General features: G+C 70.6%; 14 protein-coding genes and 1 pseudogene. 6 read left to right on the forward strand and 9 right to left on the reverse strand.

The features are described from left to right. Nucleotides 1-56: 56 nt before the first annotated feature. Complete coding sequence (locus AAFF41_RS08065; protein ID WP_343323760.1) at nt 57-2,087, forward strand: NPCBM/NEW2 domain-containing protein; 2,031 nt, start codon at nt 57-59, stop codon at nt 2,085-2,087. 441 nt (nt 2,088-2,528) lie between these two features. Here the strand turns inward: AAFF41_RS08065 and AAFF41_RS08070 are convergent, their stop codons facing one another. Beyond that, a complete protein-coding gene (locus AAFF41_RS08070) occupies nt 2,529-3,488 on the reverse strand; it encodes an ROK family protein (RefSeq protein ID WP_343323761.1) in 960 nt (319 codons plus the stop codon). Nucleotides 3,489-3,708: 220 nt separating this feature from the next. Here AAFF41_RS08070 and AAFF41_RS08075 point away from each other — a divergent pair, with 220 nt between their 5' ends. Both AAFF41_RS08075 and AAFF41_RS08080 read left to right on the forward strand, forming a co-directional pair. Then, entirely contained in the window at nt 3,709-4,773 is a 1,065-nt protein-coding gene (locus AAFF41_RS08075; RefSeq protein WP_079090421.1) for a LacI family DNA-binding transcriptional regulator, read from the forward strand. A gap of 3 nt (nt 4,774-4,776) precedes the next feature. Continuing rightward, nucleotides 4,777-5,523, forward strand: a complete 747-nt coding sequence (locus tag AAFF41_RS08080; protein WP_343323762.1) for a hypothetical protein — start codon at nt 4,777-4,779, stop codon at nt 5,521-5,523. A gap of 73 nt (nt 5,524-5,596) precedes the next feature. Here the strand turns inward: AAFF41_RS08080 and AAFF41_RS08085 are convergent, their stop codons facing one another. Continuing rightward, nucleotides 5,597-6,901, reverse strand: a complete 1,305-nt coding sequence (locus AAFF41_RS08085) for a DUF6986 family protein (RefSeq protein ID WP_319745542.1) — start codon at nt 6,899-6,901, stop codon at nt 5,597-5,599. A 109-nt stretch (nt 6,902-7,010) separates the two neighbouring features. On the opposite strand from AAFF41_RS08085, the pseudogene AAFF41_RS08090 reads away from it, so the two are divergent. Further along, nucleotides 7,011-7,718 (forward strand): annotated as a pseudogene (locus AAFF41_RS08090) (endonuclease/exonuclease/phosphatase family protein); the annotation flags it as partial. A 68-nt stretch (nt 7,719-7,786) separates the two neighbouring features. Here the strand turns inward: AAFF41_RS08090 and AAFF41_RS08095 are convergent. From AAFF41_RS08095 to AAFF41_RS08110, 4 genes are all read right to left on the reverse strand, one after another. Next, nucleotides 7,787-8,761 (reverse strand): electron transfer flavoprotein subunit alpha/FixB family protein, encoded by a 975-nt coding sequence (locus tag AAFF41_RS08095; RefSeq protein ID WP_319745540.1) that lies wholly within the window; start codon nt 8,759-8,761, stop codon nt 7,787-7,789. 76 nt (nt 8,762-8,837) lie between these two features. Further along, nucleotides 8,838-9,623, reverse strand: coding sequence for an electron transfer flavoprotein subunit beta/FixA family protein (locus AAFF41_RS08100; protein WP_054228809.1), 786 nt, complete (start codon nt 9,621-9,623; stop codon nt 8,838-8,840). 219 nt (nt 9,624-9,842) lie between these two features. Continuing rightward, the gene (locus AAFF41_RS08105; protein ID WP_319745537.1) at nt 9,843-10,373 is read right to left on the reverse strand and encodes a flavin reductase family protein; all 531 of its coding nucleotides are present in this window, start codon (nt 10,371-10,373) and stop codon (nt 9,843-9,845) included. Nucleotides 10,374-10,579: 206 nt separating this feature from the next. After that, nucleotides 10,580-10,993, reverse strand: coding sequence for a TlpA family protein disulfide reductase (locus AAFF41_RS08110; RefSeq protein WP_217567206.1), 414 nt, complete (start codon nt 10,991-10,993; stop codon nt 10,580-10,582). Nucleotides 10,994-11,068: 75 nt separating this feature from the next. Here AAFF41_RS08110 and AAFF41_RS08115 point away from each other — a divergent pair, with 75 nt between their 5' ends. Continuing rightward, a complete protein-coding gene (locus tag AAFF41_RS08115) occupies nt 11,069-11,485 on the forward strand; it encodes a DUF4395 domain-containing protein (RefSeq protein WP_319745535.1) in 417 nt (138 codons plus the stop codon). A 185-nt stretch (nt 11,486-11,670) separates the two neighbouring features. Then, entirely contained in the window at nt 11,671-12,399 is a 729-nt protein-coding gene (locus tag AAFF41_RS08120) for a lysophospholipid acyltransferase family protein (protein ID WP_075025534.1), read from the forward strand. Nucleotides 12,400-12,522: 123 nt separating this feature from the next. Here the strand turns inward: AAFF41_RS08120 and AAFF41_RS08125 are convergent, their stop codons facing one another. From AAFF41_RS08125 to AAFF41_RS08135, 3 genes are all read right to left on the reverse strand, one after another. Next, complete coding sequence (locus AAFF41_RS08125) at nt 12,523-13,095, reverse strand: transglutaminase domain-containing protein (RefSeq protein ID WP_319745533.1); 573 nt, start codon at nt 13,093-13,095, stop codon at nt 12,523-12,525. Nucleotides 13,096-13,179: 84 nt separating this feature from the next. Beyond that, on the reverse strand, nt 13,180-14,253 hold the full coding sequence (locus tag AAFF41_RS08130) for a threonine aldolase family protein (protein WP_319745531.1): 1,074 nt from the start codon (nt 14,251-14,253) through the stop codon (nt 13,180-13,182). Beyond that, nucleotides 14,250-15,008: an SDR family oxidoreductase gene (locus AAFF41_RS08135; RefSeq protein ID WP_099924211.1), complete on the reverse strand. Its 759-nt coding sequence runs from the start codon at nt 15,006-15,008 to the stop codon at nt 14,250-14,252. The genes AAFF41_RS08130 and AAFF41_RS08135 overlap by 4 nt, the downstream gene beginning before the upstream one ends. Between the last annotated feature and the right edge of the window lie 34 nt (nt 15,009-15,042).

Below are 15,042 nucleotides of genomic sequence, written 5' to 3' on the forward strand. Positions count from 1 at the left end.
CCCTTGTCGCGGACATGCAGTCATCCTATCTTTCGCGAGTTCGGAGGAACGTAACGATGCGTCACCTTCCCACCCGCACAACCCGCCGAAGAGTGGTCGGAGCACTCGCGACGGCCCTGTTGTGTACGACCGGCCTGACCGCCCCGGAGGCCCTGGCCGCCCCCGGCCCCACCGAAGCCCCCGCGTCCCCCGCCCTGGCCGACGGCCTCGCGCTCACCCCTCCGATGGGCTTCAACAACTGGAACTCCACACATTGCCGGGCCGAGTTCAACGAGACCATGGTCAAGGGGATCGCGGACCTCTTCGTGGAGAAGGGGCTCAAGGACGCCGGGTACCAGTACGTCAACCTGGACGACTGCTGGGCCCTGCCGTCCCGGGACGGCGACGGCAAGCTGGTACCCGACCCGGTGCGCTTCCCGAACGGGATCAAGGCGGTCGCCGACTACGTGCACGCCAAGGGGCTCAAGCTCGGCATCTACACCAGCGCGGGCACGAAGACGTGCGACAGCGTCGGATTCCCGGGCGCCCTCGGCCACGAGTACAGCGACGCCCAGCAGTTCGCGGACTGGGGCGTCGACTACCTCAAGTACGACAACTGCAACAACCAGGGCGTGGACGCCAAGCTGCGTTATACGACCATGCGGGACGCACTCAAGGCGACCGGGCGGCCCATCGTCTACAGCCTCTGCGAATGGGGCCAGAACAAGCCCTGGGAGTGGGCCTCGGACGTCGGACATCTGTGGCGCACGACCGGTGACATCAGCGACAACTGGGGCTCGATGCTGTCGATCCTCAAGCAGAACCTGCCCCTCGCCCCGCACGCGGGTCCCGGTCACTGGAACGACCCGGACATGCTGGAGGTCGGCAACGGCGGCATGACCGACACCGAGTACCGCTCCCACTTCTCGATGTGGTCGGTCATGGCGGCTCCGCTGCTCATCGGCTCGGATCTGCGCAAGGCGTCGCCCGCCACCTTCGACATCCTCGACAACAAGGAAGTCATCGCGGTCGACCAGGACCCCCTGGGCAAGCAGGGCACCGTGCTCTCCTCCGAGGGCGGACGCTGGGTCGTCGCCAAGGAGATGAAGGACGGCAGCCGGACGGTGGCGCTGTTCAACGAGACCGGCAGCGCCCAGCACATCGCCACGACCACGGCGGCCGTGGGGCTGCCGGCCGCCCACGGCTACACCCTGCGCGACCTGTGGCAGCACCGGAGCTACAACACCGCCGGAGCCGTCTCCGCGACCGTCCCCGCGCACGGCACGGTCCTCGTCCGCGTCTCGGCCGACCGCCACTGGGCCAAGAACCCGCCCGCCGTCGAAGTGGGCCTGGACGGAGGCCCGTTGGTGGAGGCGGGCAAGCCGGTCTCCCTGACGTCGGCGGTGACCGACCTCGGCCGTACGCCCGCGCGGCGCGTCTCGGTGGCGCTGAGCGGCCCGACGGGCTGGAAGGTCGCGGCCGCCTCACCGACCACGGCGGGCACGGTACGCACGGGACACTCCCTGCGTACGAAGTGGCAGGTCACCGCGCCCGAGGGCACGGCCGCGGGATCGTACGACCTGACGCTCAGGGCCGCGTACCGCTCACCGACCGGCATACGCGCCGAGAGCGTGCTCCCGCTCACGGTCTCCGTCGTCGTGGCTCCCCCTTCGGGCGTCTCCTACCTCGGCGACCTGCCATGGCTGTCGACGACCAATGGATTCGGCCCGGTTGAGCGCAACACCAGCAACGGGGAGAGCGCCGCGGGCGACGGTCATCCGATCACTCTCGGCGGAGTCGTCTACGCCAAGGGGCTCGGTGCGCACGCCCCGAGTGCCGTCGAGTACTACACAGGCAAGCGGTGCCGGACCGTCACCGCGGATGTCGGCGTCGACGACGAGAAGGGCGCCAAGGGCACCGTCGCGTTCGAGATCTGGGCGGATGGCACGAAGGTCGCCTCGACCGGGGTCCTCACCAACGCGATGCCGGCCCAGCCGTTCTCGGCCGACGTGACCGGAGCCCAGGTGGTTCGCCTCGTCGTCACCGACGGCGGCGACGGCGTCGACTCGGACCACGCGGACTGGGCGGACGCCCGACTGACCTGCTGACCGGTGCGCCGAGCCGGGGGTCTCCTCCCGGCTCGGCAGCGGGGGAAACCCGACCGATCGGCCCCTTGCCGGTCGCCGGCCGCCCCACACCGGCACCCCGCCCCGGACACTCCGCCGGCAACCGAAGTGCTCGGCACGACCGGGGCCGAGCCGACCGCGCCGGGGGACTTGACCCAAGCAGGCTCCCGCAGGGAGCGTCGGTCCCGGACCGCAGGCCCGCGCACGGCTCGGGCCGCGACCGCGCTCCCTCACCCCCGGCGCATCACTCGCACCTCCGGTCGGCACACCCGGCGGATCACCCGCACCTCCGGTCGGCACACCCGGCCCGGGCACGCGAACCGCGGCGCACGCCCGCTCAGCCGACCGGCCATGGGCCATCGGCCCCCCGACCCGGCGGGCCAACCCGGGCCCCGGCCGATCAGCCGCGGCTCGGGGCGGCGCTCAGCCCGCCACCCGCTCCGCGGTCGTGTTCGGCTGCCTGCTGAGCGCGGCCGCCGCCGCGCCGACCAGACCGGCGTCCGTGCCCATCAGCGCGGGCGCCACGGTCAGCCGCCGCACGAAGGACAGGGTGGCGTAGTCGGCCAGCGCCTTGCGCAGCGGCTCGAAGAGCACGTCCCCGGCCTTGCCCACGCCCCCACCGATGACGGCGATGTCGATCTCGACGAGGGTCGCGGTCGCCGCGATGCCCGCCGCCAGCGCCTTCGCCGCGCGTTCGAACGAGGCCACCGCCACCGGGTCGCCCTCGCGCGCGGCGACGGCCACCGCGGCGGCCGAGGTGTCACCGTCGGGCCCCGGCCGCCAGCCGCCGTCCAGCGCCCGCCGCGCGATGTTCGGACCGCTCGCGATGCGCTCCACACAGCCGCGCGAACCGCACGGGCAGGGGTCACCGTCGAGGTCCACGCTGATGTGCCCGATATGGCCCGCGTTGCCCGTGGGACCGGGGTGGAGCTGACCGTTCAGGACCAGCCCGCCCCCGACCCCCGTCGAGACCACCATGCACAGGGCGTTGTCATGGCCGCGCGCCGCACCCTGCCAGTGCTCGGCGGCCGTGATGGCCACCCCGTCGCCGATCAGCTCGACCGGCAGGCCCCCGGTGGCCGCGACTACCCGCTCGACGAGCGGGTAGTCGCGCCAGCCCGCCACGTTCACCGGACTCACCGTGCCCGCGGAGGCGTCCACCGGCCCCGCGCTGCCGATGCCGACGGTCCCCGCCCGACTCCACAGCGGTGACCCGGTCAGCTCGCCGAGCACCTCCTCGACGGCCCCCATCACGGTGTCGCCGTCCTCCTGCGCGGGCGTCGCGCGCTGCGCGCGCAGAAGAATGCGGCCGCGGCCGTCCACCAGCGCTCCGGCGATCTTGGTGCCGCCGATGTCGAGCGCGGCCACGAGGTCGGTGTGCATCAGTGTCAGTTCTCCCGGTGAACCTGGTGAAAGGGGCAGACCGGTCTCGCGATGGGTGGCGCAGGCCGGAGAATGCGGTGGACAGTGTCTCCCGCATCTGACAACGTTGTCCAGGCTCTATGCTCGACGCCACATCCTCATACAACCCCATGGACCGACGCACCCCCGTGGACAACAGGACCCGTGGCCGACAGGGACCGCCGCGTGGACGACGGGAACCGTGGACGACAGGACAGGACAGCGCATCGTGGCAGAGACCGCCCGCCGATCCGAGAACCGCTACGGCAACCGTCCGACCATGAAGGACGTGGCGGCACGAGCCGGGGTGGGCCTCAAGACGGTCTCGCGGGTCGTCAACGGTGAGCCCGGAGTCACTCCGGACACCGAGCGCCGCGTCCAGGAGGCCATCGACGCGCTGGGCTTCCGCCGCAACGACAGCGCCCGGGTGCTGCGCAAGGGCCGCACCGCGAGCATCGGCCTCGTCCTGGAGGACCTCGCCGACCCCTTCTACGGTCCCCTCAGCCGTGCGGTCGAGGAGGTGGCCCGCGCCCACGGCGCGCTGCTCATCAACGGCTCCAGCGCCGAGGACCCGGACCGCGAACAGGAGCTGGTTCTCGCCCTGTGCGCACGACGCGTGGACGGGCTGGTGATCATTCCGGCCGGTGACGACCACCGCTATCTGGAGCCCGAGATCAAGGCGGGCGTCGCCACGGTGTTCGTGGACCGCCCGGCGGGACAGATCGACGCCGACGTGGTGCTGTCCGACAGCTTCGGCGGGGCCCGCGACGGCGTCGCCCACCTGATCGCCCACGGCCACCGCCGGATCGGCTTCATCGGCGACATGCCGCGTATCCACACCGCCGCCGAACGGCTGCGCGGCTACCGGGCGGCCATGGAGGAGGCGGGCATACCTGTCGAGGACGACTGGATGTCCCTGGGCGTCACCGACCCGCAGCGGGTGCGCAAGGCGGCCGAGGACATGCTGTCCGGTCCCTCCCCCGTCACCGCGGTCTTCGCCGGCAACAACCGCGTCACCGTCACGGTCGTCCGTGTCATCGCCGAGCGCGGCCGGCCCGTCGCCCTCGTCGGCTTCGACGACATCGAGCTCGCCGACCTCCTCGAGCCCGGCGTCACCGTCGTCGCCCAGGACGCCGCCGCCCTCGGCCGCACCGCCGCCGAGCGTCTCTTCCGCCAGCTGGAGGGCAGCCTCATCACCCCGGAGCGCATCGAACTCCCGACCCGTCTGATCACCCGCGGCTCGGGCGAACTGCCGCCCGCGGACTGAGCCGTGGCCGAGCCGGACCCGCGCACCCTCGAAGCGCTCGGCCTCGCCGAAACACCCCACGAGCACCCGCTGAGCTACCCGGGCGCCCGCCCCGAGGAGTCCGTACTCCTCGACAGGGACCGGCTGTTGCCGCTCACGCGCAGGGTGTACGAGGACCGCGTCCCGGTCCTCGCGGTCGGCTCGAACGCCTGCCCGGCCCAACTCCGGCACAAGATGGCGCAGTCCGGGGTGTCGGGCACGATCCCGATGGTGAGAACGCGGGTCCTCGGCCTCGGGGTCGGCGTCTCGGCCCATGTCAGTGTGATGGGGTACGTGTCCGCGTCGCCCTTCCACGCGCCGGGCGCCGTCGGCGAGTTGTTCCTGACGTGGCTGGACGCGGCGCAGCTCGAGGTGGTGGACGCGAGTGAGGGCGTTCCGGTGGCCGAGGGGGCGTACGGCCGGGCGTGGCTGCCCGCCTCCGACGTGCGGATCGAGTTGGACTCCGGTGAGCTCCTGCCGGGTGCCCATGTGTACGTCAACCGCCGCGGGGTTCTCCACAACGGCGCCGGGACACCTCGCCCGCACCCCGGCGAGCGACCGCTGCTCGCCTCGCTCCTCGCCGGGTCGGCGCGGCTGCGGGAGCTGTTCGGGGAGACGCCGGAGGAGTTCTGTGCGCGGGCTCGCGGCGACGCCGCGCTCTGCGCGCGGGGAACCGAGCTGTTGGCCGTGGAGGGGCTCACCACGGCTTCCGGGCTTGAGAGGTACACGTAGACGGTCCGTCGTCAGAGCGTGGGTTGTCCGTGGTTGGTCGCACGGTTCCTCGCGCCCCCGAAAGCAGGGAGCTTCACTTCCCCGAGATGGTCAGGTCACCGCGCCTCGGCACGGCGAAGCCCTCCAGGTCGGCCCTGGTCAGGCCTGTCACCCGCGCCACCTCCGCGATGTCGAGGGCACCGCAGTCCAGGCCGCGCAGGAGGTAGCCGCTGAGGGCCTTGGCGGTCGCGGGCTCGTCCATGACGTCGCCGTCGGTGTGGTTGGCGTAGCGGGAGAGGCGGGCGGCCGCCTGTTCGAAGCCCTCGCGGTAGAAGGCGAAGACGGCGGCGTAGCGGGTCGGGATGTGGCCGGGGTGCATGTCCCAGCCCTGGTAGTAGGCGCGGGCCAGGGCGCGGCGGGTGAGGCCGTAGTGGAGACGCCAGGCGTCGTGGACCTTCTCGGTGGGACCGATCGGCAGCACGTTGGTCGAGCCGTCCGAGACGCGTACGCCGGTGCCGGCGGCCGCGACCTGCATGATCGCCTTGGCGTGGTCGGCGGCCGGATGGTCGCTGGCCTGGTAGGCGGCGCTGACGCCGAGGCAGGCGCTGTAGTCGAAGGTGCCGTAGTGCAGTCCGGTGGCGCGGCCCTCGGCGGCCTGGATCATCCGGGCGACGGTCGCGGTGCCGTCGGTCGCGAGGATGGACTGGCTGGTCTCGATCTGGATCTCGAAGCCGATGCGGCCGGGCTCCAGGCCGCGCGCCTTCTCGAACTCCTCCAGGAGCCGGACCATCGCGGTGACCTGCTCGGCGTACGTCACCTTGGGCAGCGTCAGCACGAGCCCCGCGGGCAGGCCTCCCGACTCCATCAGGCCCGTCAGGAAGATGTCGAGCGTGCGGATGCCCCGGTCTCGTACCGGCGCCTCCATGCACTTCATACGGATGCCCATGTACGGGGCGGCCGTGCCGTTCTCGTACGCCTCGGCGATCAGACGGGCCGCGCGGGCCGCCGCCTCGTCCTCCTCGGCGTCCGGACGCGGGCCGTAGCCGTCCTCGAAGTCGATCCGCAGGTCCTCGATGGGCTCGCGCTCCAGCTTGGCGCGTACGCGGTCGTACACGGGTTCGGCGAGGTCGTCGGTGAGGCCGAGGACGGCGGCGAAGGACGCGGCGTCGGGGGCGTGCTCGTCGAGGGCGGCGAGGGCCCGGTCACCCCAGGAGCGGATGGTGTCGGCGGCGAACACGTCGCCGGGGACGTACACGGTGTGGACGGGCTGCCGGGTGCCGGGGTCTCCGGGGTAACGCCGCGCCAGTTCGGCGTCGACCGGGGCGAGGGAGGCGCTGATCTCCTCGCTGACGGCGCCCGCGAGGCTCGTCGCCACGTTCTCCTGCTGGCCCTGACCCATCCCACACCCTCCAGTTTTCCGCTCCACGGAATCAACAATCCGTAGAGCGAAGTTATCCGTGGCCCTTCCTGATGGTCAACACCTGTCCACGGCGTGGTCCGTCCTGTGCGCTCCTGCCCGCCCGGTGATGCGCGAACTGTTACGCCGGGAGGCGCCCCACGTCATCGGCACCCAGGAGGGCATCTACCAGCAACTGCGTGACATCGATTCCGACCTCGGACCGCACTACGACTGGATCGGCACGGGCCGCGTGGGCGGCAGCCACGACGAGGCGGTGGCGATCTTCTTCGACACCCGTCGGCTGGCACCGGTCGAGCACGACTGCTTCTGGCTCTCCGACACCCCCGAGCTGATCGGCTCGAACACCTGGGGCGCCGCCTTCCCGCGCATCGTCACCTGGGTCCGCTTCCGCGATCTGCGGGACGCACGGGAGTTCTATGTGCTCAACACCCATCTGGACCACGCGAGTCAGTACGCACGCATGCGTGCCGCGCGTCTGATTTCCGAACGCATCGCGCGCTTCGACCGCGCTCTGCCGCTCGTCGTGACCGGCGACTTCAATGCCGTCGCCCACCAGAACCCGGTGTACGAGGCGATGCTGGGCGCCGGGCTCGTCGACACCTGGGACACAGCGGCCGAGCGCGGCACGCTCTATGGGACCTTCCACGGCTACCAGCCGTTGACGCCGGACGGCGACCGTATCGACTGGATCCTGGTGGGCCCCGGGGTGAGCGTGCACCGGGCGGCCGTCAACACCCTCTCGGTGGACGGCGAGTTCCCGAGCGGCCATCTGCCCGTGCAGGCCTGGCTGAGCCTGGCATCAGCGAGGCCCCCGAGACCGCGCGGGCGGTCACGGGGGCCTCGTACGACCGGAGCCTGACTCGATCAGCCCTTGCGGGTCTTGATCTCCTCGGTGAGCTGCGGGACGACCTCGAAGAGGTCGCCGACCACGCCGTAGTCGACCAGGTCGAAGATGGGCGCCTCGGCGTCCTTGTTGATCGCCACGATCGTCTTCGACGTCTGCATACCGGCGCGGTGCTGGATCGCGCCGGAGATGCCGGAGGCGATGTACAGCTGCGGCGAGACGGACTTGCCGGTCTGGCCGACCTGGTTGGTGTGCGGGTACCAGCCGGCGTCCACCGCGGCGCGCGAGGCACCCACGGCCGCGCCGAGGGAGTCGGCGAGCGCCTCGATGATCGAGAAGTTCTCGGCGCCGTTGACGCCACGGCCGCCGGAGACCACGATCGCGGCCTCGGTCAGCTCGGGGCGGCCGGTCGACTCGCGCGGGGTACGAGCGGTGACCTTGGTGCCGGTGGCCTTCTCGGAGAAGGAGACCGCGAGGGCCTCGACGGCGCCCGCGGCCGGGGCGGCCTCCACGGCGGCCGAGTTCGGCTTGACCGTGATGACCGGGGTGCCCTTGGCGACACGGGACTTGGTGGTGAAGGAGGCGGCGAACGCGGACTGCGTGGCCACCGGGCCCTCGTCGCCGGCTTCCAGGTCGGTCGCGTCCGTGATGATGCCGGAGCCGATGCGGACCGCGAGGCGCGCCGCGATCTCCTTGCCCTCGGCGGAGGACGGGACGAGAACGGCGGCCAGGGAGCCCGCGGCGGACACCACCTCGTACGCGGCCTGGAGCGCGTCCACCTTCGGGACGACCAGGTAGTCGGCGTACTCGGCGGCGTCGTGCGTGAGGACCTTGACCGCGCCGTGCTCGGCGAGCGCGGGGGCGGTGGCCTCGGCGCCGGAGCCGAGGGCGACGGCGACGGGCTCACCGATGCGACGGGCCAGCGTCAGCAGCTCCAGGGTGGGCTTGCGGACGGCGCCGTCCACGTGGTCGACGTAGACGAGAACTTCAGCCATGGGACTTCTTCTCTCCTGCTTACGAAAGATGAGGGGCGGTCAGCGAGTGGAGGTTCAGCGAGCCTCGAACGGGCCTTTAGATGAACTTCTGGCCCGCGAGGAACTCGGCGAGCTGCTTGCCGCCCTCGCCCTCGTCCTTGACGATCGTGCCGGCCGTGCGCGCCGGGCGCTCGGTCGCGGAGTCGACCTTGGTCCAGGCGCCCTCGAGACCGACCTCGTCCGCCTCGATCTCCAGGTCCTCCAGGTCCCAGGACTCCACCGGCTTCTTCTTGGCGGCCATGATGCCCTTGAAGGAGGGGTAACGCGCCTCACCCGACTGGTCGGTCACCGACACGACGGCCGGGAGGGAGGCCTCCAGCTGCTCGGACGCGCTGTCACCGTCACGGCGGCCCTTGACGACGCCGTCCTCGACGGAGACCTCGGAGAGCAGGGTGACCTGCGGGACACCCAGGCGCTCCGCCAGCAGGGCGGGGACGATACCGGCGGTGCCGTCGGTCGAGGCCATGCCGGAGATGACCAGGTCGTAGCCGGCCTTCTCGATCGCCTTGGCGAGCACCAGCGACGTACCGATCGCGTCGGTGCCGTGCAGGTCGTCGTCCTCGACGTGGATGGCCTTGTCCGCGCCCATGGAAAGCGCCTTGCGCAGCGCGTCCTTGGCGTCCTCGGGGCCGACGGTCAGCACGGTGATCTCGGCGTCGTCCGCTTCGTCGGCGATCTGCAGCGCCTGCTCCACCGCGTATTCGTCGAGCTCCGAGAGCAGACCGTCCACGTCGTCACGGTCCACGGTCAGGTCATCGGCGAAGTGCCGGTCGCCAGTGGCGTCGGGCACGTACTTCACAGTGACAACGATCCTCAAGCTCACGCCGGCTCTCCTACTGCATCGTCATTTCTGGGCTGCCTTCTTTCAGGCAGCATAGGCGCCTGAAGCGGCCGATCCCGGTCGGGGCGGCCCGCGCTCCGAACGAAATATTACTCGTCAGTACACCCAGTTCCCGCCCACTAAGCAAGCGCTTTGAACTGTGACCTTGGCAACGCTGCGTAACCGACGAGTAGGACTCACCGGTAGGACCGGCGAGTAGTTTCAGTCGCGCAGGCCGTTGAAGCGTCCCTGGTGGTACAGCAGCGGGCGGCCCGCGCCGGACGGATCACCGAGGACGACCTCGGCCAGCACGATGCGATGATCCCCGGCCGGCACCCGCGCCGCGACCCGGCAGACGAGCCAGGCCAGTACGCCGTCGAGGACGGGAACACCTTTCGGGCCCTTGCGCCAACGGGTGGGCGCGCCGAAGCGGTCGGCGCCGCTGCGGGCGAAGGTGGCGGCGAGTTCCTGCTGGTGCTCGCCGAGTATGTGGATGCCGACATGCTCGGACTCGGAGATCGCGGGCCAGCTGGAGGCGCCGACACCGATGCCGAAGGAGACGATCGGGGGCTCGGCGGAGACCGAGCTGAGCGAGGTGGCGGTGAAGCCCACGGGACCCGAGCCGCCCTGCGCCGTGATCACGGCGACACCGGCCGCGTGCTGCCGGAATACGGAGCGCAGGAGGTCGGGTGAGGCGGGTTGCGCATCGGGAGAGGCGAGCCGAAAAGTGTCCAGGTCGGGCGTGGCCGTCATGGAGTCGTCCTTCTGCGAGTGGTGAAGAGCAGATCCGTCGGTGCTCAACAGACCGGACAGCGCGCACTCGCGGTGCGGGCCAGATCCACGTGGACGCGCTCGAAGAGAAGGAGTTCCGGGGGCATACGGTCAGGTTGACGATAGGTGGTGCGTGCAGTCAAGTACGTCCGGTCATCTGCGAGATGCCTCACCATGATCGCCACGAGTCAGACGGCCTCTCCCAGCGCCGCGATCACATCCGCCTTGCGCGGCTGTCCGGTCGCGCGCCGCACGATCCGTCCGTCGGCGTCGAGGACGAGCACGGTCGGGGTCTTGAGGATCTCGAGCTCGCGGACGAGTTCGAGGCGGTCCTCGGCGTCGATCTCCACGTGGTGCACGCCCGGGACCATTCCGGCCACCTCGGCGAGCACCCGCCGGGTGGCCCGGCACGGAGCGCAGAAAGCGCTGGAGAACTGGACGAGAGTGGCCCGTTCACCGAGCCCCTCCCCCAACTCCGCCGCGCCGAGCCGCTTTCCACCGTCACGCCCGCGCACTCTCACCCTCCCGTTCCGCCGCCGTTGCAGCACTCCGAACGCGCTCGCCGCCGCGAGCACCACCACGCACACCACAAGTCCGGTCATCTCCAGCACAAGCATTCACGAGACCGCAAAGATTCCCGGGTCCACGGACCGCCGTTCATACGGAATGCTTGATTCATGGACATTGACGCAAGAGGGCCGCGGTTCGGTGCGGCCGTGACGACCGTCGTACTGGCGGCCGTTCTGATCACCGGCAGCACCTGGCTGTTGGCCTGGCAGGTACTGGCGTTCGCGCTGGGCGCCTCGGGCGGCGTGGCGCGCTCTCCTTACGGCTGGCTGTTCCGGAAGGTCGTACGCCCCCGACTCGGGCCGCCCGCACAGTTCGAGTCGCCGCAGCCTCCGCAGTTCGCGCAGGCCGTCGGGCTCGTGTTCGCCGTGGTGGGGCTGATCGGTTTCACGGCGGGACCCGACTGGCTGGGGTTCGCCGCGACCGGCTGCGCGCTGGCGGCCGCGTTCCTCAACGCGGCGTTCGGGTACTGCCTGGGCTGCGAGATGTACCTGCTCGTACGTCGGATGACGGTACGCGCCCAGTGACGGTGAGTGAGAAGTCCGAGGTCGATCAGGGGACACGTGACGAGGATCTCGCCGCATCGCGGCACTGGGACTGGCCACTCGTCCGTTCTTGGGGCACGATCTGCGCAATGCCGTAAACCTACGGCTGCGTAACTTTCCCGCCGGGAGAACCCTTCCCGAGCAGAGAGAAAGGGTCCACCCCGTCCATGGCAGAGCTTGTCTACCGTCCCGTCGTCGGTCTCGCCCAAGTGTTGTTCAAGGCCTGGGACCTCAAGATCGACTGCAAGGGATCGGAGAACATTCCGCGCTCGGGCGGCGCCGTGCTGGTCAGCAACCACATCAGTTATCTGGACTTCATCTTCGACGGTCTGGCCACCCTGCCGCAGAAGCGCCTGGTGCGTTTCATGGCGAAGGAGTCGGTCTTCCGGCACAAGATCTCCGGTCCGCTGATGCGGGGCATGAAGCACATCCCGGTGGACCGCAAGCAGGGCGAGACGGCGTATCAGCACGCGTTGGATTCACTGCGATCCGGCGAGATCGTGGGCGTCTTCCCCGAAGCGACCATCTCCCAGTCCTTCACCCTGAAGAGCTTCAAGTCGGGTGCCGCGCGCATGGCCCAGGAGGCCGGCGTGCCGCTGATCCCGATGGCCCTGTGGGGCACCCAGCGGCTGTGGACCAAGGGCCACCCGCGCAACTTCAAGCGCAGCCACACGCCGATCACCATCCGGGTCGGCGAACCGGTGGAGGCGCCGCAGGACCAGTACGCGGGCGCCATCACCCGGCGGCTGCGCGAGCGTGTCCAGGAGCTCCTGGAGGCCGCGCAGCGCGCCTATCCGGTCCGCCCCAAGGGCCCGGACGACACCTGGTGGATGCCCGCACACCTCGGCGGCACGGCGCCGACCCCCGAAGAGGTCAAGGCGGCCGAGGCCCGCTGAATCGTCACGCCGGGGCGTGGACGGTGATCCGCGCCCCGGGGCTGAACTTCTCCGGCAGCGCCGCGAGTTCGGCCCCGTCGCACCGCACCGCTCCGCCCGTGTCCGGGTGATGGGCGGCCGGTCTCAGAGTGCGGCGGGAAGCGTCTTCCACAGGTGCGACCGGTCGGGGGCGGCCTTGAGGACGCTCAGCACGACCGGGTGAGGTGCGGCGTACAGGACCGGATGGTCGAGCTCATCGAACTCGGGGTCGGGCGTGAAGGCCAGCCGCTCGCCGTCCAGGGAGAACTGGGCGTCCACGCCCGGCTTGTTGCCTCGAGGGTCCTGCCGGTGCCAGGCGCCGTTGAACCGCACGGCGACGAGCCCGTGCACCTCGTCGAACTTCTGGTAGCAGAACGCCGTCGGGATGTCCTCGGCCCGCAGCAGCGCGGCCAGGGCGTGGGCCTTCGCGTAGCAGATGCCGGTGCGCCGCTCCAGCACGTCGGAGGCACGCCAGGTGACCCGAAGATCGCCGGAGTCCTGCGAGTGCGGAATGGTGTCGCGCACGAATTCGAAGGCCGCCCGCGCATAGGCATACGAATCGACGACACCTTTGGCCAGCCGCGCGGCCGTCTCCCGCACGAGCGGATGATGATGGTCGATGACCTCGTCGGCGGCCAAGTACGCGGACAGGTCGGCGGTGTTCTGGATCAGCTCCATGCCCGGAGAGCATAGGAATGCGGTCACCCGAGAGTCAATGACTTTTCAGGTGACCGCATATCTATGCATACGCTGGCGCTCGGGCTACGCGTGCGCCATCTCCTCCTTGAGCGCCGCCACGAAACCGTCGACGTCGTCCTCGGTCGTGTCGAAGGAGCACATCCAGCGGACGTCGCCCGCCGCCTCGTCCCAGAAGTAGAAGCGGTAGCGCTTCTGGAGCCGCTCGCTCACGTCGTGCGGGAGACGCGCGAAGACGGCGTTGGCCTGGACCGGGTGGAGGATCTCCACGCCGTGCACCGCGCGCACGCCCTCGGCCAGCCGCTGGGCCATCTGGTTGGAGTGGCGGGCGTTGCGCAGCCACAGGTCCTTGGCGAGCAGCGCCTCCAACTGCACGGAGACGAAGCGCATCTTGGAGGCGAGCTGCATGGACAGCTTGCGCAGGTGCTTCATGTGACTGACCGCGTCCTGGTTGAGGACGACGACGGCCTCGCCGTACAGCGCGCCGTTCTTCGTCCCGCCGAGGCTCAGGAGGTCGACGCCGACCGCGTTGGTGAACGTCCGCATGGGGACGTCCAGGGAGGCGGCCGCATTGGCTATCCGGGACCCGTCCAGGTGCACCTTCATGCCGTGCGCGTGGGCGTGGTCGCAGATCGCGCGGATCTCGTCGGGCGTGTAGAGGGTGCCCAGTTCGGTGCTCTGGGTGATCGAGACGACCTGCGGCATCGCACGGTGCTCGTCGTCCCAGCCGTAGGCCTGACGGTCGATCAGCTCGGGGGTGAGTTTGCCGTCGGACGTGGGCACGGTGAGCAGCTTGAGGCCGCCCATGCGCTCGGGGGCGCCGCCCTCGTCGACGTTGATGTGCGCGCTCTCCGCGCAGATCACCGCGCCCCAGCGGTCGGTGACCGCCTGGAGCGCGACCACGTTCGCGCCGGTCCCGTTGAACACCGGGAAGGCCTCGGCGGTGGCGCCGAAGTGGCTGCGGATGATCTGCTGGAGGTTCGCCGTGTAGTCGTCCTCGCCGTACGCGACCTGGTGCCCGCCGTTGGCCAGGGCCACGGCGGCGAGCACCTCGGGGTGGGCTCCCGCGTAGTTGTCGCTGGCGAAGCCGCGGACGGCCGGGTCGTGGTGACGCCGGGCGTCGGTCTTCGGAGGGTTCACGGCTTCTCGGTCAGCCACAGACGGTTTCCGTTCACTTCACCGGCGGGCCGCGACCAGACGCCGGCGATGGCCTCGGCCAGATCCTCGACGTCCGTGAAGCCCGCGAACTTCGCGTTCGGGCGCTCGGCGCGCATCGCGTCGTGCACCAGTGCCTTGACCACCAGGATGGCAGCCGCGGACGTCGGGCCCTGCTCGCCCCCTGCCTTGCGGAAGTAGTCGGCCATGGCCAGCGTCCACGCCTCGGCGGCGGCCTTGGCGGCGGAGTAGGCGGCGTTGCCCGCGGTGGGCTTGCTCGCGCCGGCGGCGCTGATCAGGAGGTAGCGGCCACGGTCGCTGCGCTGCAACGCCTCGTGGAACGCGAGGGACGTGTTCTGCACCGTGCGGATGAGCAGCAGCTCCAGGAAGTCCCAGTCGTCGAGGCTCGTCCTGGTGAAGGTCTCGCTGCCCCGCCAGCCGCCGACCAGGTGGACCAGGCCGTCGACATGGCCGAAGTCCTTCTCGATGCGGACGGCCCAGTCGCGGGTCGACTCGAGATCGAGCAGGTCGACCGTGTCGCCCACGACGGTGGCGCCGCCGTGCCCGTAGCGGGCCGCGTCCACGGCCTCCGCGAGCCGCTCGGGATCGTTGTCCGATCCGATGACGGTCGCGCCCGCGTCGGCGAGCCGGGCCAGCGTCGCGCGCCCGGCGGGTCCACCCGCTCCGGCGACCGCGATCACCGCGCCGCTGAGAGGTCCGTTGCCGTTTCCGTGTGCCATCGCCTTCGCCTCCTGAACATCCCCGGTACGAGCG

The sequence above is a fragment of the Streptomyces mirabilis genome (genome assembly GCF_039503195.1).
Classification (GTDB): Bacteria; Actinomycetota; Actinomycetes; order Streptomycetales; family Streptomycetaceae; genus Streptomyces; species Streptomyces mirabilis_D.

Coding starts and splice junctions, on each gene's coding strand:
- AAFF41_RS08065 (WP_343323760.1), top strand. CDS start 57: ATGCGTCACCTTCCCACCCGCACAACCCGCCGAAGAGTGGTCGGAGCA.
- AAFF41_RS08070 (WP_343323761.1), bottom strand. CDS start 3,488: ATGCACACCGACCTCGTGGCCGCGCTCGACATCGGCGGCACCAAGATC.
- AAFF41_RS08085 (WP_319745542.1), bottom strand. CDS start 6,901: ATGGGTCAGGGCCAGCAGGAGAACGTGGCGACGAGCCTCGCGGGCGCC.
- AAFF41_RS08095 (WP_319745540.1), bottom strand. CDS start 8,761: ATGGCTGAAGTTCTCGTCTACGTCGACCACGTGGACGGCGCCGTCCGC.
- AAFF41_RS08105 (WP_319745537.1), bottom strand. CDS start 10,373: ATGACGGCCACGCCCGACCTGGACACTTTTCGGCTCGCCTCTCCCGAT.
- AAFF41_RS08110 (WP_217567206.1), bottom strand. CDS start 10,993: ATGACCGGACTTGTGGTGTGCGTGGTGGTGCTCGCGGCGGCGAGCGCG.
- AAFF41_RS08115 (WP_319745535.1), top strand. CDS start 11,069: ATGGACATTGACGCAAGAGGGCCGCGGTTCGGTGCGGCCGTGACGACC.
- AAFF41_RS08120 (WP_075025534.1), top strand. CDS start 11,671: ATGGCAGAGCTTGTCTACCGTCCCGTCGTCGGTCTCGCCCAAGTGTTG.
- AAFF41_RS08125 (WP_319745533.1), bottom strand. CDS start 13,095: ATGGAGCTGATCCAGAACACCGCCGACCTGTCCGCGTACTTGGCCGCC.
- AAFF41_RS08135 (WP_099924211.1), bottom strand. CDS start 15,008: ATGGCACACGGAAACGGCAACGGACCTCTCAGCGGCGCGGTGATCGCG.